This window comes from Mesorhizobium sp. WSM4848 (assembly GCF_055811375.1).
Genome location: NZ_JBVVPX010000005.1, coordinates 74,949 through 101,378, shown reverse-complemented (window position 1 = coordinate 101,378; position 26,430 = coordinate 74,949). Strand labels below are relative to the sequence as shown.

Here is a 26,430-nt window from a genome sequence, read left to right as displayed (position 1 = left end):
ATCCGGCAACGGCGAGGAATCGAGTCCCAAAATGTCGAGCGGTTTTTCCGATTTTTTCTACGCCTCGCCGGACGGGCTGCAACTCCACGCCCGTGTCTACGGCGAAGCGAATTCCGGCCACTGGCCGGTCGTCTGCCTGCTTGGCCTGACCCGCAATAGCCGCGATTTTCATGAACTGGCGCTGCACCTGTCGCGACGGCCCGAAAGCCCGCGAAAAATCGTCGCCTTCGACTATCGCGGGCGCGGGCAATCCGCCTATGCCCCCGATGTCGGCCACTATAATGTCGGCGTCGAAGCCGATGACATCCTCGCTGGGTTGGCGGCGCTGGGCATCGAGGAAGCGGCCTTCATCGGCACGTCGCGCGGCGGGCTGATCATCCATGTGCTCGGGGCGATGCGGCCGGCTGTCCTGCGGGCTATCGTGCTCAACGATATCGGCCCGGTGATCGAGGCTGGCGGTCTCGCCCATATCCGCTCCTATCTCGAGCGCGCGCCGAAGCCGAAAACCGATGCGGAGGCGATCAGCGCCCTGCGCGGCGCGCATGGCATCGACTTTCCTGCCCTGACCGAGGCGGATTGGGAGCGGATGGTAGCGGCCCTCTACCGAGAGACGGATGAAGGATTATTGCCGGATTTCGACCCGAAGCTGGTCGACACGCTGGCGGGCTTCGATCTGACCCGGCCACTGCCAGACATGTGGCCGCAGTTCGAGGCACTGGCGGCAATACCCTTGCTCGCCATCCGCGGCGCCAATTCGAAGCTGCTGTCCGCCGAGACCTTCGAACTTATGCGAAACCGTCACCCTTGCATCGAGACGATCACCGTCGAGGGCCAGGGCCATGCGCCATTCCTCGAGACCGGCAGCCTGCCCGGCGCCATCGCCGCTTTTCTGGATGAGGCCGAGCAACGCTTCGCCGGCAGCCGGTTTTTTCAACGATAATGGGTCAGGCTTGTTGATTGTGCCGGCGCTTTTCTTTATCCACCAGCGCAACGGAGAGGTGGCCGAGTGGTCGAAGGCGCTCCCCTGCTAAGGGAGTAGAGGTCAAAAGCTTCTCGTGGGTTCGAATCCCATCCTCTCCGCCATCCTGCTTCGCGCTCGCCGCTTTCGCCCATGCGGCGATTCTGCGGCAAGGCCTTGGCTGACGACTCACAAACAGAGCCGCAATTGCGGCAGGCAATTGCCGGAATCGGCCGGATTGCAAGGGCTCGCCCAAGGGTCTGCGACAGCGCAATGGTTAACGGGAGCTTTCCGAGTGAGGCCAAATCGTGTCATTTGTGCAACAAGGCAGCCTGATAGCGCCTGCACAGACCTTTCGCCGATGCGATGGTTGTTGAACGCCGCCGCCTCATGGGTAATGTCGAATTTGAAGGAGCGGCGCGGTGCGCATCTTTTTCGGTAGTGGGGATGGGGCAGGGAACGCTGTCCTTCAGCAAAGAATACCCAGACCCGTTTTTTAACTTTTGACTGGAGGTCAGAAAATGAACATCAAGAGCCTTCTTCTTGGCTCCGCTGCGGCGCTGGTCGCAGTTTCCGGTGCGCGCGCCGCCGACGCCGTCGTCGTCGCCGAGCCGGAACCCGCTGAATACGTCCGCATCTGCGACGTCTATGGCGCTGGCTACTTCTACATCCCCGGCACCGAGACCTGCCTGCGCATCGGCGGCTATGTCCGCTACGACATCGGCATCGGCGACGTCGGCTCGTTCGACGGCGCAGAGAACCTTGACGTCGAGGACGGCGACGCGCAGGACACGTACTACAAGAATGCCCGCTTCACGCTGAAGACCTGGACCGGCCAGGAAACCGAGCTCGGCACCTTGAAGACCTACACCGAGACTCGCTTCAACTTCGGCAACAATAACCGACACGTCAGCAGAACAGTCATTCCCGATCCGGACGGCGAAGGTCCGCTGGAAGAGGAGATTATCATTGTCGATAACCCTGCCGTAAACAAAGGCGTTTCGCTGAACTTCGCCTGGATCCAGCTCGGTGGCCTGCGCGTCGGTAAAGACGAATCGGCCTTCGATACGTTCATCGGTTACGCCGGCAACGTCATCCAGGATACGCTGGTTCCCTACGGCGGTTTCGACACCAACGTCGTCCAGTACTATTTCGACTTCGGCAACGGCTTCTCGGCCGTCGCCTCGCTCGAACAGGGTTATGGCGCCTATACGATCGACAGCTATGTTCCGCATGTCGTGGGCGGCTTGAAGTGGACACAGGGCTGGGGCGCCATCACCGGCGTCCTTGCTTACGACGCCAACTACGAAGAAGTGGCCGGCAAGGTTCGCCTCGACATCACCCCGATGGAGAACCTGTCGCTGTTCATCATGGCCGGCTACGGCACCGACGACAACTACACGGACGACGACTTTGTATTCACCGCCGCCGGCGGCCGCGGCTTCTACAAGCTGTGGTCCGGCAACTGGGCGGTCTGGGGCGGTGGCACCTACACCATCAACGAGAAGACCTCGTTCAACACCCAGATCTCGTATGACGAAGGTGAAAACCTCGGCATCGCTGCCAACATTGCCTATGACATCGTTCCCGGCCTAACGATCACGGCCGAAGTCGACTACCTGCACGCCGGCGAGTTCGGCGAGGACGACTTCTCCAACTGGACCGATGCGGACGATGAAGACAGCCTCGGCGGCATGCTCCGCTTCCAACGCTCGTTCTAACAGGCTTTGCCTGACTGAACTCGAAACCCGGCGGGCAACCGCCGGGTTTTTTCGTGTGGGCGGGGCTGTCAAGGGCGGAATGTATGGCGGCGCCGATACCGGTCGTTCTCTGCTGGATCTCGGTCATCTGCTAGATTGGCCTTCAATTGCCAATCTCAAACGCCGGCGGTTGGCGATCATGCCTTCGTTATCCTAGGGCGGAGCGACGCGAAGCGGAGCGCAGACCCTGGGTCCCATTCCGTGACATCCGCCGAAGAATGCAGCGGCTCAGAACGGCACTTGTATCGCTACGGAGAAGACCAATCCGGAGTGGTTCGAGTTTTTTCGCGGAACAACTGGGTGGGTAGCGCTCGGTCCTGTTCCGCTGGAGCACTGCCGACCGGAACGGCATGGATCCCAGGGTCTCCGCGACGTCGCTTCGCTCCTGCTCCGCCCTGGGATGACGAAGGGAGGGATGCTGGCCCGTGCCGGCCGCACACTAGAAATCGGTCCGCAAGCCTATGCGCTTGCGACCCTCACGCTCCGCGCAATGCAGGCCGCCATCCCCCCGGTCAAATCTCTGCAAGATCGCCCAGCGACTGAATCAGCGGCTGAATTTCGTTTTCATAATTCTTCCAGCGCTTGACGGACGATTTGTAAATCGGTTGACGAACCTGCCAGCGACTGGGCGTGTTGACCGAACCATCCCTGTCGAAAAAGCGCAGGCAAGCGTCGTTCCAAGGCAGCCCAAGATAATCTATGAGGCAGCGTGATTGCGCTTCCTGGTCCTCAACCAGCGCTTCGTAGCGATTTTCGAAGATAAGGCCCGGAAAAACCTCGTTCCAATGCCGCATCAGGCGGTCATATTCGCGATAGTACAGGCCTAGTGTGTGCAAGTCGGTATTGTAGCTGTGTCCCTTGTTGAAGCTGAGGACAAAACAAGAGACGCAATTGTCGATGGCATCACGACGGCAATGAATGATGCGGGCATTGGGGAAGAGAAGGCCGATAAGCCCGATCAATTCAAAATTGGGTGGCATCTTGTCCACCACGCGAAGTGCAGCAGGCGCCCACTCCCGCAAATAGGACAGATGCTCTTCGGCCAGCGTTCTGGACAGGTCTTCCGTAATCGACATGATCGGCTGGTTCAAATCTCCAGCCGACGAGGTTTTGAGGCCGATTGCATTCGCGACCCGTCTTAGCTTGTTGAGCTCCCCTGCCCCATGAACATCGGGATGGCTGGCGCAGATCTGTTCCGTGAGCGTCGTCCCCGAACGGGGCATGCCAACCACGAACACAGGCACTTCAGAAGGATTTCCATAGCCGGCCCGGGCAGCTAAAAAGTCCGGCGTGAAAGTTTCAATCAGCGAATCGATCCAGCGACGATACAAGTTGATATCGTACTTGTGGCCGGAGGCCTGTTTCGACTTGTTGAAATGGTCGAATGCATCTTCATAACGTCTGAGGTCGTTCAGCACCTTCCCGGCAGCTTGATGGAGCCTCTCAGCGCCGTCCGAATCAAGCTTGGGATTGCCGAGTTCGCGCAGGATGGACTGGAGTTCCTCCGGCTCTTCGGTGAACTTTTGTGTCTGTACAAGGTCGCTGTAGGCAGTCGGCATGTCGATGCGACGTTTGATTGCTTCCTTCAGATAGACGGCGGCTTCATCCATGCGCCCCAGGCTGCTGAGCGCGCTGGCCAGGCCGGTCCGCACCTTGGGGTGATCGCGGTTGATCTTCAGCGCCTTCTCGTAAAGCGGTAAAGCCATCTCGGGTTTGTCAAACTTGGTGTAAGCGCGCGCCAATCCACAAAGTACGTCGACAAGGCCGGGCTGCAGTTCCAAGGCATACTGCATATGCTTGATAGCCGACGAATATTCGCTGACCTTTACATAGGCCTCGCCCAGGCTGAGGTGGTAGTAGGGGTTTTCAGGTTCCTCGCCGACCGCCCGAGCGAAATATCGCAAGGCCATCTCATCATCGTAACCCTGGTACAGGGTCCCCAGGATGTACAGAGCGAGTGGATGGTTTGGGGTGCGCGCCAGAACCCGGAGGCACAGGTCCTGGGCCTCGTCGAGCCGGTTTTCCTGCTGATGGATGTATGCCTGTTTCAGCAGCGCGTCGTCGGCCTGCGCACGCGATTGAGCGTTTGCTTTCTGCAGATTCAACATCGGCTTCAATATCGGCCCCTTCGCTTTCGGCGCGGGTCCGGGCTTGAGGTGCTTTGACCAAGCAGGTGGGAGTCGATTGTTCATGATATCTCGCTAGCAAAAAGAGGCGAAGGAATCCAGCACGACAGTTCAGCTCCCTGGAACTTGCACCGGCCAGCTGAGCAGGCTAGCAAGAAGGCCCTTTTCGAACGAGCCTTTGCCATGCGCCAGCGCCCTCCCCTCACGCCGATCATCAGTGCGCTTCCCTCGACGGTGCCGTTTGTCGGCCCGGAGGCGCAGGAGCGCGATCGCGGCCGCGCGTTTCGCGCCCGCATCGGCGCCAATGAGAGCAGTTTTGGCCCCTCGCCGCGCGTCATCGCCCGCATGGCCGGCATCGCCCGCGACATGTGGATGTATTGCGATCCCGACAATCACGATTTGAAGCTGGCTGTTGCCGCGCATCTTGGCGTTGGCATCGAAAACGTGGTGATCGGCGAAGGCATAGACGGGTTGCTCAGCCTGGTGGCGCGCATGTATGTGGCGCCGGGCGACGCGGTGGTCACCTCGCTCGGCGCCTATCCGACCTTCAATTTCCATATTGCCGGCGTCGGCGGCCGGCTGATCGCGGTCCCCTACGAGAACGACCGGGAAAGTCTGGACGGCCTGTTGGCTGCGGTCGCCAGGGACAAAGCGCCGCTGGTCTACCTGTCCAACCCGGACAATCCGATGGGAAGCTGGTGGGAGGCGGCGGAGCTCATCCGCTTCATCGAAGCCCTGCCGGAGACTACCATGCTGGTGCTCGACGAGGCCTATGGCGAATTGGGCCCTGCCTCGGCGCTGCCGCCGATCGACGTGTCACGGTCGAACGTCATCCGCATGCGCACCTTCTCAAAAGCCTACGGGCTGGCCGGCATACGCTGCGGCTATGCGGTGGCCGACGCCCAGGTGATCCGCGATTTCGAGAAGATCCGTAACCACTACGGCGTCAGCCGCATGGCGCAGATCGCTGGCGTCGAGGCGCTGGCCGATCAGGACTATCTCAAAAGCGTGGTGGCGCGGGTCGCATCCGGCCGCCGGCGCATCGCCGCGATCGCCGAGGCCAATGGACTGAAGCCGCTGCCCTCGGCTACCAATTTCGTCACTCTGGACTGCGGCGGCGACGGCGCCTTCGCGCTGAAGGTGCTGCAGGCGCTTTTGTCGCGCGACGTGTTCATCCGCAAGCCGATGGTGCCCGTGCTCGACCGCTGCATCAGGGTCAGCGTCGGCCTCGACCACGAGCTCGACATTTTTGCCGAGGAATTGCCCGGCGCGCTGGCGGCGGCACGGGGGAGCTGAATAGCGCTCTTCCTTCTCCCCTTGTGGGAGAAGGTGGCCGAGCGAAGCTCGGTCGGATGAGGGGTGTCCAGCTTGGCACCGACGGCGCTCCGTCCAACACCCCTCAACCGTCTCGGCGCTGCGCGCCGATCCAGCTTCTCCCACAAGGGGAGAAGGGAAAGCCGCGCTCTTGAATTAATTGAACGTTTGTTTTATTCTTACACCTCTCGACGAGGCTTCCATGGCGCGCACGACCGGTTCCAACGGGGAAAAGACCGAAGCAGCGGTCCGCGAGGCGGCGGTCGGCCTGATCGCGCGTCTTGGCTATGAGGCAATGTCGATGCGCCAGCTGGCCGCCGAGGTCGGCGTCCAGGCGGCGGCGCTCTACCGTTATTTTCCGACCAAGGAAGACCTTTTGTTCACGCTGATGCGCGAGCACATGGAAGGGTTGATCGAGGCGTGGGACGCGGCGCGCCCGGCCGCGGCCGATCCGGCGACCCGGCTCGCCGCCTATGTCGAAAACCACATCGCCTTCCATATCGAGCGCCGCCATTCCACTCATGTCTCGAACATGGAATTGCGCAGCCTGTCGCATGACCGCCTGACGCAGATCCTCAAGCTGCGCACCGCCTATGAGAAGGAGCTGCGCGTCATTTTGCGCGATGGCGCAGAAGCCGGCGTCTTCAGCGTCGAAGACACAGGGCTGACAGCCATGGCGCTGATCCAGATGATGACCGGCGTCATCGTCTGGTTCCGGCCGGGCGAGCGGCTATCGATCTCGGAGGTAACCGCCACATATCTTTCAATGACAATGCGCCTGGTTGGAGCAAAGGCCCATGGCCGACAACGACCTGCAGCGCCGCCGGCCGCTTCCGGCGCGCAAAGGACGCTGTAGCACTTTGATTTTGCGCCCTTCCCGAAATTGAATTCGATTTCGGGGCCGTGCGCCGGGAGGAACGGCATGTACACGCACACACTCAATTTCGGGCTTGACGAAGACATCGAAGCGCTGCGCGACCTGGTGCGGCGCTTCGCCCAGGACAAGATCGCCCCGATCGCCGCCGAGATCGACCGCTCAAATGAATTTCCGGCGCATCTGTGGGCCGAGCTCGGTGGGCTCGGCCTGCTCGGCATCACTGCCGATCCGGAATTCGGCGGCACCGGCATGGGCTATCTCGCCCATGTCGTGGCGATGGAGGAGATTTCGCGCGCCTCGGCCTCGGTCGGCCTCTCCTACGGCGCCCATTCCAACCTCTGCGTCAACCAGATCAATCGCTGGGCGACGCCGGCGCAGAAGGAAAAATATCTGCCTGCGCTGTGCAGCGGCGAAAAGGTCGGCGCGTTGGCAATGTCGGAATCCGGCGCAGGCTCCGACGTCGTGTCGCTCAAACTGCGCGCCGAAAAGCGCAACGATTGCTATGTGCTCAACGGCACCAAGATGTGGATCACCAACGGCCCGGACGCCGAGACGCTGGTCGTCTACGCCAAGACCGATCCAGAACTCCAGTCGCGCGGCATCACCGCCTTCATCGTCGAAAAGGATTTTGCCGGATTTTCCGTCGCGCAAAAGCTCGACAAGCTCGGCATGCGCGGCTCCAACACCGGCGAACTGGTTTTTTCGGATGTCGAAGTGCCGTTCGATAACGTGCTGCATGAGGAAGGACGCGGCGTCGAGGTGCTGATGTCGGGTCTCGACTACGAGCGCACGGTGCTCGCCGGCGGCCCGCTCGGGCTGATGGCGGCGTGCGCCGATGTGGCGGTCCCCTATGTGCACGATCGCAAGCAGTTCGGTCAGCCGATCGGCGAATTCCAGCTGGTGCAGGGCAAGCTCGCCGACATGTATACGACGATGAATGCCGCACGCGCCTATGTCTATGCCGTCGCCGCTGCCTGCGACCGCGGCCAGACAAGCCGCAAGGACGCCGCCGCTTGCGTGCTGTTCGCTGCCGAGAAGGCGACGCAGATGGCGCTCGACGCCATCCAGCTTTTGGGCGGCAATGGCTACATCAACGACTATCCGACCGGCCGGCTTTTGCGCGACGCCAAACTCTACGAGATCGGCGCCGGCACCAGCGAGATCCGCCGCTGGTTGATCGGGCGCGAAATCATGGCGGAGGGGGTGTAACGGCAACTTTTTGAATTTTTGCCATGAATACCCAATTGTGCCATATTCACTAATATGTGCCACATTTTGTGAACGAGGCAGACTATGGCGAACGGAACCGAAAAGGCTGGCGTTGACGAAAATCCGCCGACACAATTCGAGGCCGGCGCTCGAAAAACTCCGCTCCGGGCGCCAGCGAAACGCGAGCGCGTCAGACTTGGCGAAGGCGGACGCTTCGTTATCCCGGCGGCGATGCGCGAGGAAATGGGCGTGAAGCCTGGTGAAGACTTGATCCTTCATGTCGAGAACGGCGAGTTGCGGGTAAGGTCGTGGCTTCGGAACCTGCGGCGCGTCCAGGCCGAATTGTCGGCGTTGAAAAAGCCCGGCGAAAGTGTCGTTGACGAATTTCTGAAGCAGCGGCGGCAAGAACAGCGCCGAAGCGATAGACGTTTGGATCGGCTTCATGCCGAAGGAACGGCGAGGAAGGGAGCAAAGTGAAACCTTACGTCATGGACAGTTCGGCGGCGCTTGCGATCCTGCTCAACGAGAAAGGCACCGATATTGCCCTAGGCTTCGCGCCGGATGCGCAATGCAGCTCCGTCAATGCAGCCGAAGTCATTGCCAAGCTGATCGACAGGGGACGCAGCATGGAAGAGGCCGCGGACGACCTCGCCAGCCTCGGCATGCCGGTCGCTGTTTTCGACGAGATGATGGGCATCGCCGCCGGTCAGCTTCGCGAGTTGACGCGGCATCGCGGCTTGTCGCTGGGCGATCGCGCCTGCCTGGCGCTGGCAATTCGCGAGAACGCCATTGCCGTCACCGCCGACCGCGACTGGGGCGACCTGGATATCGGCTGCAAGATCGAACTGATCCGGTAACATCATGGCCACCCTCACTTCCCAGATCTCGCCCGCCTCCGCCACCTTTCGCGCCAATGCCGAGCGCATGCGGGCGCTGGTCGCCGATATTGCGCAAAAGGCGGCAACCGTCGAGCGTGGCGGCTCGGATGAAGCGCGTGAGCGCCACCAGAGCCGCGGCAAGCTTTTGCCGCGCGAGCGCCTCGCCCAGTTGCTCGACACCGGCTCGCCATTCCTTGAAATCGGCCAGTTCGCGGCGTGGTCGATGTATGGCGAAGACATCTCGTCGGCCGGCATCATTACCGGCATCGGCCGCGTCGAAGGCACCGAAGTGATGGTCGTCGTCAACGACGCCACGGTGAAGGGCGGCACCTATTATCCGCTGACGGTGAAGAAGCATCTGCGCGCCCAGGAGATCGCGCTGCAGAACAAATTGCCTTGCGTCTATCTGGTCGACAGCGGCGGCGCCAATCTGCCCAACCAGGATGAGGTGTTTCCCGACCGCGACCACTTCGGCCGCATCTTCTACAACCAGGCCAATATGTCGGCAGCCGGCATACCGCAGATCGCCTGCGTCATGGGTTCGTGCACGGCGGGCGGCGCCTATGTGCCGGCGATGTCGGATGAGACGATCATGGTGCGCAACCAGGCGACCATCTTCCTTGGCGGCCCGCCGCTGGTGAAGGCCGCCACCGGCGAAGATGTCAGCGCGGAGGAACTGGGCGGCGCCGACGTCCACACGCGGCTTTCCGGCGTTGCTGACCATTTTGCGCTGGACGACGAGCATGCGCTGGCGATCGCGCGCCGCATCGTCAAGAACCTCAATCGAAAGAAGCCGATCGGTCTGGCACTTCGCGATTCGTTTCCGCCGCTTCATGCAGCCGAACAACTCTACGGCATCGTGCCTACCGATCTGCGCCAGCCCTATGACGTGCGCGAAGTGATCGCGCGCGTCGTCGACGGCTCCGAATTCGACGAGTTCAAGCAGAACTATGGCACCACGCTGGTCACCGGCTTTGCCCATCTCAACGGCATGCCGGTCGGCATCATCGCCAACAACGGCGTGCTGTTTTCCGAAAGCGCGCTGAAGGGCGCGCATTTCATCGAGCTGTGCTGCCAGCGAAAGATCCCGCTGATCTTCCTGCAGAACATCACCGGCTTCATGGTCGGGCGAAAATACGAGGCTGGCGGCATCGCCAAGGACGGCGCCAAGCTGGTGATGGCGGTCGCCACGGCGCGCGTGCCGAAGGTCACCATGATCATCGGCGGCTCGTTCGGCGCCGGCAATTACGGCATGTGCGGACGCGCCTATTCGCCACGCTTCCTGTGGATGTGGCCGAATGCCCGCATCTCGGTGATGGGCGGCGAGCAGGCGGCCACCGTGCTGGCCGTCGTCAAGCGCGAGGGGATCGAGCGCAAGGGCGGGCAATGGAGCGCGGAGGAGGAGGCAAAATTCAAGAAGCCGATCCTGATGAAATACGAGCACGAAGGCCACCCGCTGTATTCCTCCGCCCGGCTCTGGGACGACGGCATCATCGATCCCGCCAAGACGCGCGAGGTGCTGGCGCTCAGCCTGTCAGCCGCGCTGAACGCCGGGATCGAGGACACAAGCTTCGGCGTGTTCAGGATGTGACGATGAGCGAGATTGACCCCAGGATTCGCGTTCATGTCGGCGACATCACCAAGCTCCCGGTCGACGCCATCGTCAACGCCGCCAACACCTCGCTTCTGGGCGGCGGTGGCGTCGACGGCGCCATCCACCGGGCGGCCGGCCCCGAACTTCTGGCCGAATGCCGGACGCTGAATGGCTGCAAGGTCGGCGACGCAAAACTCACCAAGGGTTACAGGCTGCCGACACGCTTTGTCATCCACACGGTCGGACCGGTCTGGCAAGGCGGCGGCAAGGGCGAAGCCGAGTTGTTGGCCTCCTGCTACCGCCGGTCGCTCGAACTCGCCGCCGCCAAGAATTGCAGGGCGGTGGCATTTCCGGCGATCTCGACCGGTGTATACCGGTATCCAAAGGAGCAGGCGACGCAGGTCGCCGTTGGCGCCGTGAGCGCCTTCATCAGCCACAACGCGGTTCCGGAAACCGTCATCTTCTGCTGCTTCGACCAGCAGACAGCGGAACTATACCAGCAGGCGTTGCTGCGCCTGCCGGGAGCGTGACCGGCTCAGGTAAGAAAATCCATCCATAGTTTTCAGATTTTTTTTCATTCCCCGATCTGGCCAGATGAAAGAATCGCGGCTATTGCTCATTGCAAATACCAATGGGGATTGGGCGAAGATGAGACTGCAGCTTTTTCGGAAAACAACTGCGTCGGTACTTGCAGGGCTGCTTATATTAGCGGCGCCTGACCTTGGGGCGGCGGAATCGCTGGCGGGAAGCAAGGGCAACAGCCGTTTCGCCGTCCATTTTCCGCCAGGCTCGACCGGAGATTGCCCGAAGGCCTACAAAGCCTATGTCGCGGCGAGCGGCCATTCGGCCTATGCGACGACGTTCTATTCGCGCGTCAGCGACCTCCACGTCATCTGCAGCTCCAAGCTCAACGCACCCTCGCAACAGGCCGCGGAAGAGATTGCGTTGCGCAATTGTCAGGCCGGCTTGACGAGGTGGAAGTTCAAGACTGCGGCCGGCGGCTGCGGGATCGCCGCGTCCAAATAGGTCACGACCGGAGAAGCTTGCGAGATCGCCGCCAAGTAGGCAGGCTGGCTTACCGATCCTTTGACAATGGGCGGACTGCAAAGCAGGGTGTTGCCACAGCTCGCGTGAAGGAGCATTCGCGCCGTTGGCGGCAAGCTCTGGCTTTGGAGGTCCCATGTTCGCCAAAATCCTGATCGCCAACCGCGGCGAGATCGCTTGCCGGGTGATCCGCACCGCGCGCAGGATGGGCGTGCGCAGTGTTGCCGTCTATTCCGACGCCGACGCCGGCGCCTTGCATGTCGAGATGGCCGACGAGGCGGTGCATATCGGGGCCTCGCCGGTCGGCGAAAGCTATCTGCGCGGCGATAAGATTGTCGCGGCGGCTTTGGCCACCGGCGCCGAAGCTATCCATCCCGGCTACGGTTTTCTGTCGGAAAACCCTGACTTCGTCGATCAGGTGACTGCGGCCGGGCTCGTCTTCATCGGCCCGTCGGCCGCCTCGATCCGCGCCATGGGGCTGAAGGACGCGGCCAAGCGGCTGATGGAGAAGGCCGGCGTGCCGGTTGTGCCAGGCTATCACGGCGAGGCGCAGGAGATCGTGCTGCTCGCCTCCAAGGCACGCGAGATCGGCTATCCCGTGCTGATCAAGGCGCGCGCCGGCGGCGGCGGCAAGGGCATGCGGCGCGTCGAACATCCCGACGACTTTTCCGAGGCGCTGTCGGGTGCGCGGCGCGAGGCCAAGGCCGCTTTCGGCGACGACCGCGTGCTGGTCGAGAAGTATGTCGACAAGCCGCGCCACATCGAAGTTCAGGTTTTCGGCGATATCTTCGGCAATGTCGTGCATCTCTACGAGCGCGACTGCTCGGCGCAGCGCCGCCACCAGAAGGTGATCGAGGAAGCCCCCGCCCCCGGAATGACACCGGCATTGCGCAAGGCGATGACGGAGGCGGCGGTGAAGGCCGCCAAGGCAATCGGCTATTCCGGCGCCGGCACCATCGAGTTCATCGTCGACGCCTCGCAAGGGCTGAAGGCCGACCGCTTCTGGTTCATGGAAATGAACACCCGCCTGCAGGTCGAGCATCCCGTCACCGAAATGGTCACCGGCACCGACCTGGTCGAATGGCAGTTGCGGGTGGCGTCCGGCGAAAAGCTGCCGATGACGCAGGGCGAGATCGCGCTCTCCGGACACGCCTTCGAGGCTCGCATCTATGCCGAGGACGCGGCAAAGGGCTTTTTGCCGGCGACGGGCACGCTGCATCACCTGAAATTTCCGGATACAGCGCCCGAGGTCGCCAGCATGCGGATCGAGACCGGCGTGCGGGCCGGCGATGCCATCTCGCCGTTCTACGACCCGATGATCGCCAAGCTCGTCGTCCACGGCAAGAACAGGCAGGCGGCGCTCGAAGCCCTGGGCATAGCCCTTTCGCAGACCGAGATCGCCGGCTCGACCGTCAACACCGCCTTTCTCGCGGCTCTTGCCGCTGACGCGGATTTTTCGGCAGGTGACGTCGACACCGGGCTGATCGGCAGGCACCAGCAAGCGCTGACCGCAGTGCCGCCGCCGAGCAGCGAGATCGTCGCCGCGGCCGCGCTTGCGGAGTCCGGCGCCGGGGCTCAGGCGCCGACCCGCGACCCGTGGTCGTCGCTTGCCGGCTATGCGCATTTCCACGCGATCGCGCGGCGCACGCGGCTTCGCTACGGCGAGGACGGTATCCTCGCGCTTGTGTCGATGCGGCCGGACGGGCGCTTCCAAGTGGCACTGGACGCACCTTATGACAGTGCGCTTGATCTTCGCGCTGCCCCTCGCCTCGCCCGCTGGCCAGGTCACGTCACTGTCTTTTCGGGGGCCGTCGGCTACAGCTTCGCGGTGCCGGACCCGTTGGCAAAGGCCGACGAAATCGCCGCCGGTGCCGACAGCCTGCGCGCGCCGATGCCGGGCCTGGTCAAGCTGGTGCGCGCGGCAAAAGGCGAAGCCGTCATCAAGGGCCAGCCGCTGCTGATCCTGGAAGCGATGAAGATGGAGCATACGATTTCCGCCACGCATGACGGGACGATCGCCGAGATCGCAACAGAGGGCGCGCAGGTCACCGACGGGACGGTGCTGGTGCGTTTTGCCGAGGAAGCCCACGGCTGACGCTGTTCATCCAAGAGGCGACGTCGAAGACACGCGCCACAGACGCACTCCCAGAATGAAATGGCCGGGGTTGACCCGGCCATCTCCGATTGTCGCTAGGCGACGCCAGTCGTTACGGCTGGATCGGCGCGTATTTGCCGCCGTGCCACTGGTTGATGTCGTAGCTGACGTTCTTGAGGTCGCCCTTTTCATCGAAAGTGACAGGGCCGACGACGGTGCTGATCGGCTCGCCGTTCTTCAACGCTTCGGCAACCTTGGCCGGGTCGTCGCTGCCGGCGCGCTTGATACCCTCGGCAAAGGCCTGGATCACGGCATAGGAGAACAGCGTAAAGCCCTCGGGCGCGAAGCCGCCCGCCTTGATCTTTTCAATGGCCTGCTTGGCTTCGGGCTTCGCCTGCGGATCCGACGGGAAGACGAACATGGTGCCTTCGCCGGCCGGGCCGGCAACCTGCCAGAATTCCGGCGTGGCGATCGAGTCCGGCATGATCAGCTGAAACTTGAGGTTCTGTTCCGCCGACTGTCGCAAGATGAGGCCGGCCTCGGGGTGGTAGCCGCCGAAATAGACCACATCAGCCTTCAGTTCCTTGAGCTTGGTGACAAGCGCAGAGTAGTCCTTTTCGCCGGCGTTGATGCCTTCGTAGAGGATCTCGTTGAGGCCGTTCTGGTTCATCGTCGCCTTGACGGCATCGGCCACGCCCTGCCCATAGGCGCTCTTGTCATGCATGATGACGACGTTCTTGCCGGCATATTTCTTGGCGATCCATGGACCGATGAAGGCGCCCTGCGCATCGTCGCGCGTATAAAGGCGCATGATCGTCGGCCAGCCGGCTTTCGCCGCCGCGTCGGTCAGCTCCGGGTTCGACGAAGCCGGGCTCATCATCAGCGCGCCGGCTTCGGCATAGACGGACGAGGCCGGGATGCTCGAGCCCGAGCAGGCATGGCCATCGATGAACTTGACGCCGTTGGCGACGATGCGGTTGGCGACCGAAACCGCCTGCTTCGGATCGCACTGGTCATCCTGAACGTCGAGCTTGATCTGGCGGCCGTCGACGCCGCCGGCGGCGTTGATCGCGTCGGCGGCGGCTTGCGCGCCCTGCTTGAACTGGTCGCCGATGGTGGCAAGCTGTCCGGTCATCGGTCCGACCACCGAAAAGGTGATGTCTTCGGCGAAGGCCGGCGTGCTCATCGCCAGACCGACCATGGCCGCGCTCAAAATAACCAACTTTTTCATGGCGATACAACTCCTCCACTCGCGCGCGGCCGCTCCGGCCGCGCCTCTTCCAGAATAGGTGGGAGAATTTCACCCCTCGCCAAGCCTGTCTTGGCGCATCGGCGGCACTCGATTGGGCCTGCCTTTCTGTTTGACCATGATCTTTTCCAAAAACCGGTTTCCACTTTTTGGGATCATGGTCCGACTGTTTGACCATGATCTTTTCCAAAAACCGGCTTCCACTTTCGGGATTAGGGTCCGAAAACGCGAAAAAGCCGCGCCGGCCTTGTTCCGGCCGGTCGCGGCTTTTGTCGATCGAACAATCCCGAACGCTCCCGCGCCCGAATACCGCTCGCCTTCCCTGTCCGTCGCGCAGCTTGGCCGTATCCGGCCTGCCGCGTTCTTGTCATTATAGGTACGACCGTCTTGCCCGGCCTTGTTCTTGCCGGTCCGGCCGTCTTGCGCGGCCTTGACCTGAAGAGTCCCTGTCGATGATCTCGGTGCCTGATGAGCTCAGGGCCAGCTTAGTGCATCGTCATCCATTCGCGGGCTTCGCGCAGCGCCCTGGCGATCTCGACCTTCGACATGGCGGCCGACAATTCCGAGCGCAATTCCGCGGCCCGGACCGAGCCCTTGATCGCAGCGATGTTGAACCATTTGTGGGCGGCGACGACATCGGTCTCGCAATCGCGGCCGGTCGCATACATCATGCCCAATTCGAGAAGAATGTCGGCCTGGGCAGTTGCCCCCATGACGCCGAAGCCGGCTTCAGGCATTTCAAAACGTGCCATTTCAATCCCCTGTTCTAGCCCCTGTCAGGCTCCCGAGAGCTGCCTCCTTCTGTCCCTTGGAAACCCTTGGGGCGGCTGCTCTTTCGATGCTTTCGAGAATGAACCGGAGGCTTGAATCCGTCGTTAAACGGCGTGCTTAATTTGAGGAAAACAAAGCTAAAACAAGAGGTAAACGCCGAAATTCATTAACGATGCAAAGCCAGCAATTGCGCCGGTTTGGACTAAAACTGATGAAAATTTGCGAGGCGCAAATCAAGACTTCGCTAACCACGGGAGACAAAGCCAGCATGCAAGGTGTTTCATTTCTCGCCGACCAGACCGCTTCGAGCGGCCGGGAAAATCCCGAAGTCTTCCGCAGCGGCACCGCTTTTGTTTTGCCGGGAGGTGGATTAGCTTACGTTTGCGTAAGAGGTAGACTGGCGGGGCGCAACACCCGGCCGGATGCCGACAGGGAGGAGGAACATGCTTCGCAAAATCAGCATCGCCGTTGCGGCCACATTGATCATGGCCGGCACCGCTTGGGCCGACCCGATCGAAGGCAACTGGAAAACGCAAGCCGGTTCGACCGCCGCCATCGCGGGCGGTGGCGACGCATTTTCCATCACGCTCAAATCTGGCAAGTTTGCCGGCAAGCGCATCGGTTCGTTCAAGGTGTCCGGCGCCAACAAATATACGGGGACGATAACCGACCCGGAGACCGACAAGACCTATTCGGGCAAGGCCTCGGTTTCAGGCGCTTCGCTCAAGATGAGCGGCTGCGTGTTCGGCGGGCTGATCTGCAGGACCCAGACCTGGCAAAAGCTCTGATCGTTTCGACTGCACCACAATGGAACGGGGCCGCGAAGGTCCCGTTTTTGGTTGCGCCTCTGTGTTTGCGAAACCGATCGATCGCGCAGGCTGCGCCTTCTGCGCCCTAACAGCAATTTTTGCGCATCCTTCGTCCCCTGTTAGCGAGTTTTGGGTCGGCGAGATTTGGGTCGGCAAGATTTGGTGGACGGTCGGCAGCCGGCACTCCGTCTAAATTTGAACCGCAGATGAACGCCGGCATCAGAACCGGTTCAGTTGCATCAGGGCATTCTCATGCGTGTTGAAGGAGAACCACGCCATGTTCGCCCGCCGCTTCACCATCGTCTGCCTGCTGATGAGCCTGTTCGGCATGGCGTTCGCCATCCTCGTTGCCGAGGGGCGCCCGGCCCGCAACTGGGACCAGGCCAATTCCTGCCGGTTCGGTTGCGTGAACCATTTTCGCCCCTGAACCGACAAAGACTTCGAGAGGAGAAAAGCAAAAGCCATGAACCGCATCGTCGCCAACGTCCTGAAAACCCTTCGGGTCCTGCCACGGGCGGCGCTCATCCTGACGGTTCTGGCGGCCCCGGTTCTGGCCGTGCCCTCGATGCGTGCCGATGCCGGCTCGACGATCGAAGCGCCGGCGCTGAAGAAGACCGGCGTCGGCTTTGTGCTGTTGGTCAGCCTGCGGCGTGGTTAGGTAGTCGGCCTTCATCGAAACCATGCAAAACAAAAAACGACCCTTCGGCCCCCTCCCAACCGCATGGCCAAGCCTCTATATTGGGTCATGGAAAAGCGAATCTATCCCCAAGCCATAGACTCAGTCGTGATGCCGGAGCCGTTTGGCCGGCAGATCTTCAATGATGCAGCAAAGGCCGTCGCGGCCTTGCAGGCCCTCTACGACCGCAACACCAAATTTCTGCGCGATTCGTTTACGGCGCTCGCCGCAGGCGGCGACAACAACAAGCGCTACCGGGCGTTTTATCCCGAGGTCGGTGTCACCACGACTTCGTTCACCCAGATCGACTCGCGGCAGGCTTACGGCCATATGCCGACGCCCGGGCATTTCTCGACCACCATAACCCAGCCCGCCCTTTTCGAACGCTATCTCATCGAACAGCTTCGCCTGATCATGCGCAATCACGGCGTTCCGGTCACGGTTTCGGAATCGATGACGCCCATCCCGCTGCATTTCGCGTTCCTGGAAGGCTCGCATGTCGACGGCGCGGCAGCCGAGCGCATCAGGCGGCCGATCCGTGACCTGTTCGACGTGCCGGATCTCGACGGCACCGACGACCAGATCGCCAACGGCACATTCGAAGTGGCGTTAGGCGAAGCCAGGCCGTTGGCGGCGTTCACAGCGCAACGCATCGACTACTCGCTGCACCGGATGTCGCACTACACGGCGACCAGTCCGCAGCATTTCCAGAATTTCGTGCTGTTCACCAATTACCAGTTCTACATCGACGAATTCGTCGCCCGTGCGCACGATCTGATGGCGAAAGGCGGCGGCGGATACGTCGAATTCGTCGAGCCGGGAAACGTCGTCACCAAGGCTGGACAAAACGCGCCCGGCCATGGCGTGGCGCCGCCGCGCCTGCCGCAGATGCCGGCCTATCATCTGAAGAAGCCGAACCATGGCGGCATCACCATGGTCAATATCGGCGTCGGCCCCTCCAACGCCAAGACGATCACCGACCACATAGCGGTGCTCAGGCCGCATGCCTGGGTGATGCTCGGCCATTGCGCCGGCCTGCGCAACACCCAGGCGCTGGGCGACTATGTGCTGGCGCATGCCTATGTCCGGGAAGACCATGTTCTGGACGATGACCTTCCGGTCTGGGTGCCGATCCCGCCGCTGGCCGAAATCCAGGTGGCGCTGCAGGAGGCGGTCGCCGAAGTCACCGGCCTTTCCGGCTACGACCTCAAGCGTATCATGCGCACCGGCACAGTCGCTACCATCGACAACCGCAACTGGGAGTTGCGCGACCAGCGTGGGCCGGTGCAGCGGCTGTCGCAATCACGGGCGATCGCGCTCGACATGGAGTCGGCGACGATCGCGGCCAATGGCTTCCGCTTCCGCGTACCCTACGGTACGCTGCTTTGCGTCTCCGACAAACCCCTGCATGGCGAATTGAAGCTGCCCGGCATGGCGACCGAGTTCTACAAGCGGCAAGTGGCACAGCATTTGACCATCGGTATCAGGGCCATGGAAAAGCTGGCCGAGATGCCGATGGAACGGTTGCATTCGCGCAAGCTCAGAAGCTTTTCGGAGACGGCGTTCCAGTAGCGCCGCTCGGCCTGCGACCTTTGTAACGGCGCGGCAGGGCATTTCGTAATCTTGCTTTGGGCTGCATTTCTGCCGATAAACAAAGTAGATGGCACCCGTTCGAGACATGATGGCTTCGATGGCGTTCGTAGCAATGCTCGTCTTCTCGGTCGCGCTGGTGGCCGGGTTTTTCGGAACGCTGCATCCGGCCTTCGATTCCTTCGCTCATTTCCGCGTTCATCTTGCCGTGCTGATGGCGCTTTGCGCGCTGCCGCTGCTGGCGACGTCGTTTCGCCTGCAGGCGGCCACGGCGCTGCTCCTTGCAGTGGCTGCGTTTGCCACCACCTCAAACGCCCTGTCGGTGCCCCGCCTGTGGCCGGTCCAGGCAGCCGACGAAGCCGAGGCCGGCGACCAGGCGGTCCACCCCGGCGACCAGGCGGTCTACCGCCTGCTGCAGATGAACCTGCGGTTCAACAATCCAACGCCTGAAAAAGTCGTGTCGCTGATCGGTCGGACCCAGCCTGATGTGATCACCCTCGATGAGGTGTCCGACATGTGGAAGGCGAAGCTTGGCCATCTTGCCAGCGCCTACCCTTACCGGATCCTCTGCCCCTACCCCAATGGCGTTTTCGGCGTTGCGCTGCTGTCCAGACGGCCGTTTGCCGCCGGCACACAACCGCGCTGCGATGGCCGCGGCGCGATGGCCATCGCGACGGTCGATTTCGGCGGAACCGACGTCGACGTCGTCGCCGTCCACCTCACCTGGCCATGGCCGCGCCACCAGTCACCGCAGATCGGCGAATTGTCGGGGGAGTTCGCCTCGCTCGGCGAGACATCGATCATGGCAGGCGACTGCAATGCAGTGCCGTGGAGCGCCGCCGTGCGGCGCGTCGCAAATCTTGGCAAACTGACCGTGGCGCCTTCGCCGGGGCCGACCTGGCTCCCTATCAAGCTGCCGGAATTCCTGCGCTTCGCCGGACTGCCGATCGACCTTGTTTTCAGCAAGGGCGCGGTTCTCATCCATTCGGTGTCGAGGCTGGACAACACCGGCTCCGACCATCTTCCGCTGATGGTGGAATTCTCGCTCAGGCCGGAACAGAAGAAGCCAGTCGACGAACATGAAACTGCGACGGCATCCGTGCGATAGAACGGCAGGCCCCGAGGCTGAGCTACTGCTTGCGCAACAGCGCCCTGATGAGGTGCTCGACATGGCCGCCGTCGCGATGCTCGCGCGCGTCGAAGGCGTTCTGTTTCGCCTCGTATTCGGCATAGACGGCCTTGATCCGGCGCCTCGCCTCGCGGTGCGTCTTGCTGCAAAACAAGTTGTCGGCGAACTCCAGTCCAGTGATCGATCTTTCGGTCGCCCGCATCATTGTCCTGGCGATGCGGCCATGGTTATGCTCGTGAGCACGAACGCCCGCGAAAAACCGCTTCCAGCGCTTCTGCAGCGCCGGTGTCGCGGCTGAGGCCAAACGCGGGAAGGTGTAGGTGAGATCGAGTGTGCCATTGGCCTGCCGCAGACGGCAGACACCACCCTCCCTTGTGACCTCAAGGTCCCAATCTACGGTATAGGCGGCCAGCGCGATGGCGTGCGTCATGAAGCCGTGCCGCTTCGGACCGTTGCGGTCCATGGCCTCGATCAGGGCGGCGCCCGTGGTTCCAGTGATGTCGTAGGTCCGGGTCTTGACCAGCACCTTCGTGTCAGCCAATGCCGACGGTGCGAAGCCGCACAAGCCGCCAATCGCCACAAGGCACGTCAGAACCGCCAGGCGCATGGTCATCTCCCGGGTCAGAAAGAATGGAACCACAAGCGCCGCCCCGCTTCAACTTCTTTTAGACGCCGCACATATAACGGCCTTCACCGGCTTTCATTTGTGGTCGGCGGTCGAGGCGGCCGCCGGGCCGATCTGGCTTGCTGGGCTACATGTTCTGGTAGACTACATGTTTTGATAGACTGGTCCCTCTCCACCTTGTGGCGGCACCCAGGTAATGTTTCGGTTCGGGTCCTTGATGTCGCAGGTCTTGCAGTGGACGCAGTTCTGCGCATTGATGACGAAGCGAACGTCCTTCGCATCGGGATCGGCGGCGGCGTTGCCATCCTTGTCGACCCATTCGTAGACGCTGGCCGGGCAGTAGCGTGTCGAGGGCCCGGCATAGACATCGTGCTCGGAACGCTGCTGCAGATCCATATCCGCGACCAGCAGGTGGACAGGCTCGTTTTCCTCGTGGTTGGTGTTGGACAGGAACACCGAAGACAGGCGGTCGAAGGTGAGCACGCCATCCGGCTTCGGATAGGCGATCTTCTTATGCTTGGCGGCCGGCTCCAGCGTCGCATAATCGGCCTTGCCGTGCTTCAGCGTGCCAAAAGGCGAGAACCCGAACAGCGAATTCAGCCACATGTCGAGGCCGCCGATGCCGACGCCGACGACGGTGCCGAAGCGCGACCACAACGGCTTGACGTTGCGCACCTTCTTCAAATCCTTGCCGATGTCGGTCGCCCGCCATGCCGCCTCGTAGGAAGCCGGTTCGTCATTGGAGCGGCCGGCGCCGATCGCCTGGGCGACATGCTCGGCCGCCAGCAGTCCGGAGAGCACGGCATTGTGCGAACCCTTGATGCGCGGCACGTTGACGAACCCGGCGGCACACCCAATCAGCGCGCCACCGGGGAAGGACAGTTTCGGCACCGACTGCCAGCCACCTTCGGTGATGGCACGGGCGCCATAGCCGAGCCGCTTGCCGCCCTCGAATGTGCCCCTGATCGCCCGATGGGTCTTGAAGCGCTGGAATTCGTCGAATGGCGACAGATAGGGGTTCTTGTAGTTGAGGTGAACGACGAAGCCGACCGCCACCTGGTTGTCTTCCAGATGGTAGAGGAAGGAGCCGCCGCCGGTCTTCATGTCGAGCGGCCAGCCGAAGGAGTGCTGGACGAGGCCTGGCCGGTGGTTCTCCGGCTTGACCTGCCAGAGCTCCTTGAGGCCGATGCCGTATTTGCCGGGCTCGCGGCCGTCGGAAAGATGGTATTTGGCGATCAGCTGCTTGGCAAGCGAGCCGCGCGCGCCCTCGCCGATCAGCACATATTTGCCCATCAGCGCCATGCCCGGCGCGAAGCCCGGGCCATGCGTGCCGTCCTTCTCGACGCCCATGTCGCCGGTGACAACGCCGGTGACCGCGCCCTCGCCACTGTAAATGAGGTCCACGGCGGCAAAGCCCGGATAGATCTCGACGCCCAGCGCCTCGGCCTTGGTCGCCAGCCAGCGGCAGACATTGCCGAGCGAAACGATGTAGTTGCCGTGGTTGTTCATCAGCGGCGGCATCAGGATATTGGGCAGACGGAACGAACCGGCGGGGCCGAGGACCAGGAAATGGTCTGCCGTGACCGGCGTCTTGAACGGATGTCCCTCCTCGTCACGCCAGCCCGGCAGCAGCCGGTCGATGCCGATCGGATCGACGACGGCGCCGGACAGGATGTGGGCGCCGACTTCGCCACCCTTTTCCAGGACGACGACGGAAAGCTCGGGATTGACCTGCTTGAGACGGATCGCGGCGGCGAGGCCGGCCGGACCGGCGCCGACGATGACCACGTCGAATTCCATGCTTTCGCGTTCGATCTCGCTCATCAACCCCTCACTGGCTGCCGCATTTGGGCATCTTGCTGGCTTATCCGCTGCATAGCGCATCAATTCGCGACGCGAAACCGGCGCTGACGTGACAATGCCGATTTCGTCAAAAAGGCCGCGCATCGTACTACAAAATCGCAATTTGGGGGTCCACCAAACATCGATCCGGGTCAAGCCAGTCCAAAGAGAGCCGTTGCCCTGACGTTTTTAATTGTTCGACGGCTTGCTTATCGGCCATACTTCGCACCATGCGCACATACGGGCCATCCGGCTTTTCATCGACGCGCTTTTTTTCGTCGCCCGGACGGGTTTGCCGGGCGCTCGTTTTGGCCCTTTTGCCGCTGGCGTCCGTTGCCGCCCGCGCCGAGCCGCAAAGGGTCTGGGTGGCCGGAGCGTACTCCTTTTCCGACGAACTGGGCGGCTTCCGCATCACCGGCGCCTCGGGCATCGGGACAAAGGAGGACCCGCTTGTCATCACCGAAGAGCTGAATTCGGCGACACCAGTGACACTGACGATCCGCACGACAAAGCCGATCCAGCCCTTCGGCACTGCGGGCCAATTTGCCAACGGCCTCATGTACATGCGCGTCGACGTGCTCAACAACAGCGGCCAGGCCTGGGTCGAGTTCCAGTTCGAGCTCCAGGAGATACTCCACCGGCCGAGCGTGTTCGGCGACGGCCTGTCGTTCGACCAGCGCAACAAAACGCCTGACAACATCTGGTCGAGCAGCTTTGCCGATTTCGATCGCGACTTCGAACCCTATGACCGGTTGCTGTTCAAGAGCGGCAAGATCGACCCGTTGAAGACAGCAAAATTCGATTACCTGATCACCGACTACACACCACGCTGGACGTTCTATCTGGTGCAGGATCCGCGTATACCGTCGAGCTGAACTACTTCGTCATCCAGGGCGAAGCAGGAGCGAAGCGACGTCGCGGAGGCCCTGGATGACGAAATCATGAAGCATCGCGCCAATCACGATGTTGCAAATTCCTGCCGCGCGGCTGAATGTGAAAGCATGACTGCCGTTTCCCGAGACAACCGACCTGATATTGCCGACCTGCTGGCCTTCTACGCCAGCGCCGGCGTCGATGAAGCGCTCGAAGAGGAGCCGCTGAACAGGTTTGCCGAGGCTCCCTCAAAGCCGCCTGAGCGGGGGCCAGCGACAGTTGCGCCGCCAAACGGTGAAACCGCAGCGCTGCCACGCTCGACAAGCCTGTCACGCGCCGGAATGGGTGAAAGGCAAGCTGCGGCACCGGCGGTGCGCGCGCCGCCCGGTACGGCGACAGTGCCCGACGAGCAGCAAGCGGCATTGGCGCGACACCTGGCGACGACGGCGGCAACTCTGGACGAGCTTCGCCAGCACATGGCGGCTTTCGACGGCTGCAACCTCAAATTCACCGCCAAGAACCTGGTGTTCGCCGATGGCAATCCGAATGCCGCGGTGATGCTGGTCGGCGAGGCGCCCGGGCGCGACGAGGACATCGAGGGATTGCCGTTCGTCGGTCGCTCGGGCCGGCTGCTCGACCGGATGCTGGCGGCGATCGGCCTCGACCGGACCTCGGCCTACATCGCCAATGTCATTCCCTGGCGGCCGCCGGGCAACCGCACGCCGACACCGCACGAGACCGAGATTTGTCGGCCGTTCATCGAACGGCAGATCGAACTGGTCAATCCGAAGGTGCTGGTCAATTTGGGCGGCCCCTCGGCAAGCACCCTTCTCAACACCACAGAGGGCATCCTGCGGCTGCGCGGCAACTGGCGCGTCCACACCACCGCCGCCGGCATTGCCATTCCAGCCATGCCGACGCTTCATCCGGCCTATCTCTTGAGAACCCCCGCGCACAAGAAGCTGGCGTGGCGGGATTTTCTCGAAGTGAAGGCGAAGCTGCGGACGCTGGGTTGAGGGTGGCGCGTCTTCCCTTCTCCCCTTGTGGGAGAAGGTGGATCGGCGCGCAGCGCCGAGACGGATGAGGGGTGCTGGAAGAAATGAGGCGCAGATGATTCTGGCGCCGTGCTTCAGCTTCTCGACTTGGATGAGGGTGTTCGCCAAGCTGGAACACCCTCATCCGACCGAGCTTCGCTCGGCCACCTTCTCCCACAGGGGGAGAAGGAAGAGCCGCCGCTATAACCTCCGCGGTAATTGAAATGCATCTGCGGCCGGCCTAGTCATGCGCTCATGACAGCAACCCAGACTTCCGCCGGCAGCCTCATTCGCGAATGGCGCACGCGCCGGCGCATGAGCCAGCTCGATCTCGCCATGGAGGCCGAAATCTCGCAGCGGCATCTGAGTTTCGTGGAAAGCGGCCGCGCGGCACCCTCGCGCGACATGGTGCTGCATCTGGCCGAGCGGCTGTCGATCCCGCTGAGGCAGCGCAACCAGCTCTTGCTGGCCGCAGGTTTTGCCCCTAGCTTCAGCGAGCGTCCGCTCACCGATGCCTCGCTGGCGCCGGCGATGGCGGCGGTCGAGATCGTGCTCAAGGGGCACGAACCCTTCCCAGCTTTGGCCGTCGACCGGCACTGGAACCTGGTATCGGTGAACGCCGCCATCGGCCCTTTCCTAGGCGACGTCGCCGAGCCCTCCTTGCTGAAGCCGCCGGTCAACGTGCTGCGGCTCAGCCTGCACCCCGGTGGCGTCGCACCGCGCATCGTCAACCTGGTCGAATGGCGCGCGCATCTTCTCGACCGGCTGAAACACCAGAACGATGCCACTGGCGACCCGGTTCTGGTCGAACTGGAGCGCGAGCTTCGGACCTATCCGTCCGGCCTGAACGGCGCACGGCCGGTGCCGGTCGAGCCGAACGCGATCGCCCATCCGCTGCGGCTTGCGCATGGCGATGCTGTGCTGTCGTTCATCAGCACCATCACCGTGTTCGGCACGCCGCTCGACGTGACGCTGTCGGAACTTGCGATCGAATCGTTTTTCCCCGCCGATGAACAGACAAGGACCGTGCTGGTGCGATTGGCAAACGAGCGGGCCGAGCCGTCCTGATTATCCTTGCGGTGGGGTCGCCTGGCGGGTGCGGGCACGTTCGAGGCCAAGCTGGCGCTCGCGCCAGATGATGAAGATGCCGGCGGCAACAACGATCACGCCGCCGATGAGCATATGAACCGTCGGGACGTCGCCGAAGGCGAGATAGCCGACAACGATGCCAAGCAGCATCGACGTGTATTCGAAAGGCGCCACCACCGACGCCTCGGCATGGCGATAGGCGGCCGTCATCAGAATCTGAGCGAGCCCGCCGCAAAAGCCTGCAGCAATGAGCAGGCCCGCCTGGACCGGTGTCAGCGCCTGCCAGCCGAACGGCAGCGACAGCAACGCCAGGACGCTCGCCGTCACCGAAAACCACAGCACGATGGTTGCTGTCGGCTCGCTCTGGACGAGGTTGCGCACCAGCAGCATGGCGACGGCCGACATCGCTGCCGCGACCAATGCGGCGATGACGCCGAGCACCTCCTGATCGCCGAGTGCTGCGCCCGAGGTCAGCAGCGTCAATTCCGGCCATGAGATGACCAGCACCCCGACCAGCCCGACCGCAACTGCGCTCCATCGATAGATGCGGATCGCTTCGCCGAGGAAGATCGAACTGAACACCACCACCAGCAGCGGCTGTGCGTAGTTCAGCGCGATCGCTTCCGGCAGCGGCAGCCGTATCAGCGCGAAGAAGCCGAGCCCCATGGCGCAGACGCCGACAACGCCGCGCGCAATATGGTTGAGCGGGCGCTTGGTCGAAAAACCGGTGCCGAGCTTTCCCTGGAAGGCCAGGAAGACGACGATCGGAAAGATGGCAAAGAACGAGCGGAAGAAGACGACCTGGCCCGCCGGCACCGTGCCCGCTGCCTTGATGCAGGACGACATGGCGACGAACACCGCCACCGACACGATCTTGAGCATGATCCC

General features: G+C 62.3%; 25 protein-coding genes and 1 tRNA gene. 20 read left to right on the top strand and 6 right to left on the bottom strand.

Features of this window, described 5'->3' with window-relative positions:
* Positions 1-31 precede the first annotated feature (31 nt).
* From AC0L16_RS07210 to AC0L16_RS07200, 3 genes are all read left to right on the top strand, one after another.
* Positions 32-940 carry an alpha/beta fold hydrolase gene (locus AC0L16_RS07210; RefSeq protein WP_473619851.1) on the top strand — a complete coding sequence of 303 codons (909 nt, stop codon included), beginning with the start codon at positions 32-34 and terminating at the stop codon, positions 938-940.
* Positions 941-992: 52 nt separating this feature from the next.
* Positions 993-1,083: transfer RNA gene (locus AC0L16_RS07205), tRNA-Ser, on the top strand.
* A gap of 396 nt (positions 1,084-1,479) precedes the next feature.
* Positions 1,480-2,679, top strand: coding sequence for a porin (locus tag AC0L16_RS07200; protein WP_473619850.1), 1,200 nt, complete (start codon positions 1,480-1,482; stop codon positions 2,677-2,679).
* A 551-nt stretch (positions 2,680-3,230) separates the two neighbouring features.
* Here AC0L16_RS07200 and AC0L16_RS07195 read toward each other — a convergent pair.
* Positions 3,231-4,910 carry a tetratricopeptide repeat-containing sulfotransferase family protein gene (locus AC0L16_RS07195; RefSeq protein ID WP_473619848.1) on the bottom strand — a complete coding sequence of 560 codons (1,680 nt, stop codon included), beginning with the start codon at positions 4,908-4,910 and terminating at the stop codon, positions 3,231-3,233.
* A gap of 117 nt (positions 4,911-5,027) precedes the next feature.
* On the opposite strand from AC0L16_RS07195, the gene AC0L16_RS07190 reads away from it, so the two are divergent.
* The 9 genes from AC0L16_RS07190 (at position 5,028) to AC0L16_RS07150 (ending at position 13,855) form a co-directional block, all read left to right on the top strand.
* On the top strand, positions 5,028-6,140 hold the full coding sequence (locus AC0L16_RS07190; protein ID WP_473619847.1) for a pyridoxal phosphate-dependent aminotransferase: 1,113 nt from the start codon (positions 5,028-5,030) through the stop codon (positions 6,138-6,140).
* Between the two features lie 220 nt (positions 6,141-6,360).
* Entirely contained in the window at positions 6,361-7,014 is a 654-nt protein-coding gene (locus AC0L16_RS07185) for a TetR/AcrR family transcriptional regulator (protein WP_473619845.1), read from the top strand.
* A gap of 66 nt (positions 7,015-7,080) precedes the next feature.
* Positions 7,081-8,244 (top strand): isovaleryl-CoA dehydrogenase, encoded by a 1,164-nt coding sequence (locus AC0L16_RS07180; protein WP_473619844.1) that lies wholly within the window; start codon positions 7,081-7,083, stop codon positions 8,242-8,244.
* Positions 8,245-8,328: 84 nt separating this feature from the next.
* Entirely contained in the window at positions 8,329-8,721 is a 393-nt protein-coding gene (locus tag AC0L16_RS07175) for an AbrB/MazE/SpoVT family DNA-binding domain-containing protein (protein WP_473619843.1), read from the top strand.
* Positions 8,718-9,101: a type II toxin-antitoxin system VapC family toxin gene (locus tag AC0L16_RS07170; protein WP_473619842.1), complete on the top strand. Its 384-nt coding sequence runs from the start codon at positions 8,718-8,720 to the stop codon at positions 9,099-9,101. Before AC0L16_RS07175 ends, AC0L16_RS07170 begins: the two co-directional genes overlap by 4 nt.
* Before the next feature lie 4 nt (positions 9,102-9,105).
* A complete protein-coding gene (locus tag AC0L16_RS07165; protein ID WP_473619840.1) occupies positions 9,106-10,713 on the top strand; it encodes a carboxyl transferase domain-containing protein in 1,608 nt (535 codons plus the stop codon).
* A gap of 2 nt (positions 10,714-10,715) precedes the next feature.
* Positions 10,716-11,246, top strand: coding sequence for an O-acetyl-ADP-ribose deacetylase (locus AC0L16_RS07160; RefSeq protein WP_473619839.1), 531 nt, complete (start codon positions 10,716-10,718; stop codon positions 11,244-11,246).
* A gap of 118 nt (positions 11,247-11,364) precedes the next feature.
* Positions 11,365-11,742, top strand: coding sequence for a hypothetical protein (locus AC0L16_RS07155; protein ID WP_473619838.1), 378 nt, complete (start codon positions 11,365-11,367; stop codon positions 11,740-11,742).
* A 154-nt stretch (positions 11,743-11,896) separates the two neighbouring features.
* Positions 11,897-13,855 (top strand): acetyl/propionyl/methylcrotonyl-CoA carboxylase subunit alpha, encoded by a 1,959-nt coding sequence (locus tag AC0L16_RS07150; protein WP_473619836.1) that lies wholly within the window; start codon positions 11,897-11,899, stop codon positions 13,853-13,855.
* Between the two features lie 112 nt (positions 13,856-13,967).
* On the opposite strand, the gene AC0L16_RS07145 is transcribed toward AC0L16_RS07150, so the two are convergent.
* Entirely contained in the window at positions 13,968-15,086 is a 1,119-nt protein-coding gene (locus AC0L16_RS07145; RefSeq protein WP_473619835.1) for an ABC transporter substrate-binding protein, read from the bottom strand.
* A 503-nt stretch (positions 15,087-15,589) separates the two neighbouring features.
* Positions 15,590-15,856, bottom strand: coding sequence for a sel1 repeat family protein (locus AC0L16_RS07140; protein WP_473619834.1), 267 nt, complete (start codon positions 15,854-15,856; stop codon positions 15,590-15,592).
* 462 nt (positions 15,857-16,318) lie between these two features.
* Here AC0L16_RS07140 and AC0L16_RS07135 point away from each other — a divergent pair, with 462 nt between their 5' ends.
* From AC0L16_RS07135 to AC0L16_RS07115, 5 genes are all read left to right on the top strand, one after another.
* Entirely contained in the window at positions 16,319-16,663 is a 345-nt protein-coding gene (locus tag AC0L16_RS07135) for a DUF2147 domain-containing protein (protein ID WP_473619832.1), read from the top strand.
* A gap of 298 nt (positions 16,664-16,961) precedes the next feature.
* Entirely contained in the window at positions 16,962-17,111 is a 150-nt protein-coding gene (locus tag AC0L16_RS07130; protein WP_473619831.1) for a hypothetical protein, read from the top strand.
* A gap of 36 nt (positions 17,112-17,147) precedes the next feature.
* Entirely contained in the window at positions 17,148-17,342 is a 195-nt protein-coding gene (locus tag AC0L16_RS07125; RefSeq protein WP_473619830.1) for a hypothetical protein, read from the top strand.
* 129 nt (positions 17,343-17,471) lie between these two features.
* Positions 17,472-18,932 carry an AMP nucleosidase gene (locus AC0L16_RS07120; RefSeq protein ID WP_473619828.1) on the top strand — a complete coding sequence of 487 codons (1,461 nt, stop codon included), beginning with the start codon at positions 17,472-17,474 and terminating at the stop codon, positions 18,930-18,932.
* 118 nt (positions 18,933-19,050) lie between these two features.
* A complete protein-coding gene (locus AC0L16_RS07115) occupies positions 19,051-20,058 on the top strand; it encodes an endonuclease/exonuclease/phosphatase family protein (RefSeq protein WP_473619827.1) in 1,008 nt (335 codons plus the stop codon).
* 22 nt (positions 20,059-20,080) lie between these two features.
* Here AC0L16_RS07115 and AC0L16_RS07110 read toward each other — a convergent pair whose 3' ends face one another.
* Positions 20,081-20,686 (bottom strand): DUF922 domain-containing protein, encoded by a 606-nt coding sequence (locus AC0L16_RS07110; protein WP_473619826.1) that lies wholly within the window; start codon positions 20,684-20,686, stop codon positions 20,081-20,083.
* 162 nt (positions 20,687-20,848) lie between these two features.
* Positions 20,849-22,528 carry an electron transfer flavoprotein-ubiquinone oxidoreductase gene (locus tag AC0L16_RS07105; RefSeq protein ID WP_473619824.1) on the bottom strand — a complete coding sequence of 560 codons (1,680 nt, stop codon included), beginning with the start codon at positions 22,526-22,528 and terminating at the stop codon, positions 20,849-20,851.
* A 248-nt stretch (positions 22,529-22,776) separates the two neighbouring features.
* Between AC0L16_RS07105 and AC0L16_RS07100 the strand changes: the two genes are divergently transcribed.
* From AC0L16_RS07100 to AC0L16_RS07090, 3 genes are all read left to right on the top strand, one after another.
* Complete coding sequence (locus tag AC0L16_RS07100) at positions 22,777-23,421, top strand: hypothetical protein (protein ID WP_473619823.1); 645 nt, start codon at positions 22,777-22,779, stop codon at positions 23,419-23,421.
* Positions 23,422-23,547: 126 nt separating this feature from the next.
* Positions 23,548-24,435 carry a uracil-DNA glycosylase gene (locus AC0L16_RS07095; RefSeq protein WP_473619821.1) on the top strand — a complete coding sequence of 296 codons (888 nt, stop codon included), beginning with the start codon at positions 23,548-23,550 and terminating at the stop codon, positions 24,433-24,435.
* Between the two features lie 273 nt (positions 24,436-24,708).
* On the top strand, positions 24,709-25,521 hold the full coding sequence (locus AC0L16_RS07090) for a helix-turn-helix domain-containing protein (protein WP_473619820.1): 813 nt from the start codon (positions 24,709-24,711) through the stop codon (positions 25,519-25,521).
* On the opposite strand, the gene AC0L16_RS07085 is transcribed toward AC0L16_RS07090, so the two are convergent.
* Positions 25,522-26,424: a DMT family transporter gene (locus tag AC0L16_RS07085; RefSeq protein ID WP_473620022.1), complete on the bottom strand. Its 903-nt coding sequence runs from the start codon at positions 26,422-26,424 to the stop codon at positions 25,522-25,524.
* Positions 26,425-26,430 lie beyond the last annotated feature (6 nt).

Coding starts and splice junctions, on each gene's coding strand:
- AC0L16_RS07210 (WP_473619851.1), top strand. CDS start 32: ATGTCGAGCGGTTTTTCCGATTTTTTCTACGCCTCGCCGGACGGGCTG.
- AC0L16_RS07200 (WP_473619850.1), top strand. CDS start 1,480: ATGAACATCAAGAGCCTTCTTCTTGGCTCCGCTGCGGCGCTGGTCGCA.
- AC0L16_RS07195 (WP_473619848.1), bottom strand. CDS start 4,910: ATGAACAATCGACTCCCACCTGCTTGGTCAAAGCACCTCAAGCCCGGA.
- AC0L16_RS07190 (WP_473619847.1), top strand. CDS start 5,028: ATGCGCCAGCGCCCTCCCCTCACGCCGATCATCAGTGCGCTTCCCTCG.
- AC0L16_RS07185 (WP_473619845.1), top strand. CDS start 6,361: ATGGCGCGCACGACCGGTTCCAACGGGGAAAAGACCGAAGCAGCGGTC.
- AC0L16_RS07180 (WP_473619844.1), top strand. CDS start 7,081: ATGTACACGCACACACTCAATTTCGGGCTTGACGAAGACATCGAAGCG.
- AC0L16_RS07175 (WP_473619843.1), top strand. CDS start 8,329: ATGGCGAACGGAACCGAAAAGGCTGGCGTTGACGAAAATCCGCCGACA.
- AC0L16_RS07165 (WP_473619840.1), top strand. CDS start 9,106: ATGGCCACCCTCACTTCCCAGATCTCGCCCGCCTCCGCCACCTTTCGC.
- AC0L16_RS07160 (WP_473619839.1), top strand. CDS start 10,716: ATGAGCGAGATTGACCCCAGGATTCGCGTTCATGTCGGCGACATCACC.
- AC0L16_RS07155 (WP_473619838.1), top strand. CDS start 11,365: ATGAGACTGCAGCTTTTTCGGAAAACAACTGCGTCGGTACTTGCAGGG.
- AC0L16_RS07150 (WP_473619836.1), top strand. CDS start 11,897: ATGTTCGCCAAAATCCTGATCGCCAACCGCGGCGAGATCGCTTGCCGG.
- AC0L16_RS07145 (WP_473619835.1), bottom strand. CDS start 15,086: ATGAAAAAGTTGGTTATTTTGAGCGCGGCCATGGTCGGTCTGGCGATG.
- AC0L16_RS07140 (WP_473619834.1), bottom strand. CDS start 15,856: ATGGCACGTTTTGAAATGCCTGAAGCCGGCTTCGGCGTCATGGGGGCA.
- AC0L16_RS07135 (WP_473619832.1), top strand. CDS start 16,319: ATGCTTCGCAAAATCAGCATCGCCGTTGCGGCCACATTGATCATGGCC.
- AC0L16_RS07130 (WP_473619831.1), top strand. CDS start 16,962: ATGTTCGCCCGCCGCTTCACCATCGTCTGCCTGCTGATGAGCCTGTTC.
- AC0L16_RS07125 (WP_473619830.1), top strand. CDS start 17,148: ATGAACCGCATCGTCGCCAACGTCCTGAAAACCCTTCGGGTCCTGCCA.
- AC0L16_RS07120 (WP_473619828.1), top strand. CDS start 17,472: ATGCCGGAGCCGTTTGGCCGGCAGATCTTCAATGATGCAGCAAAGGCC.
- AC0L16_RS07115 (WP_473619827.1), top strand. CDS start 19,051: ATGGCGTTCGTAGCAATGCTCGTCTTCTCGGTCGCGCTGGTGGCCGGG.
- AC0L16_RS07110 (WP_473619826.1), bottom strand. CDS start 20,686: ATGCGCCTGGCGGTTCTGACGTGCCTTGTGGCGATTGGCGGCTTGTGC.
- AC0L16_RS07105 (WP_473619824.1), bottom strand. CDS start 22,528: ATGAGCGAGATCGAACGCGAAAGCATGGAATTCGACGTGGTCATCGTC.
- AC0L16_RS07100 (WP_473619823.1), top strand. CDS start 22,777: ATGCGCACATACGGGCCATCCGGCTTTTCATCGACGCGCTTTTTTTCG.
- AC0L16_RS07095 (WP_473619821.1), top strand. CDS start 23,548: ATGACTGCCGTTTCCCGAGACAACCGACCTGATATTGCCGACCTGCTG.
- AC0L16_RS07090 (WP_473619820.1), top strand. CDS start 24,709: ATGACAGCAACCCAGACTTCCGCCGGCAGCCTCATTCGCGAATGGCGC.
- AC0L16_RS07085 (WP_473620022.1), bottom strand. CDS start 26,424: ATGCTCAAGATCGTGTCGGTGGCGGTGTTCGTCGCCATGTCGTCCTGC.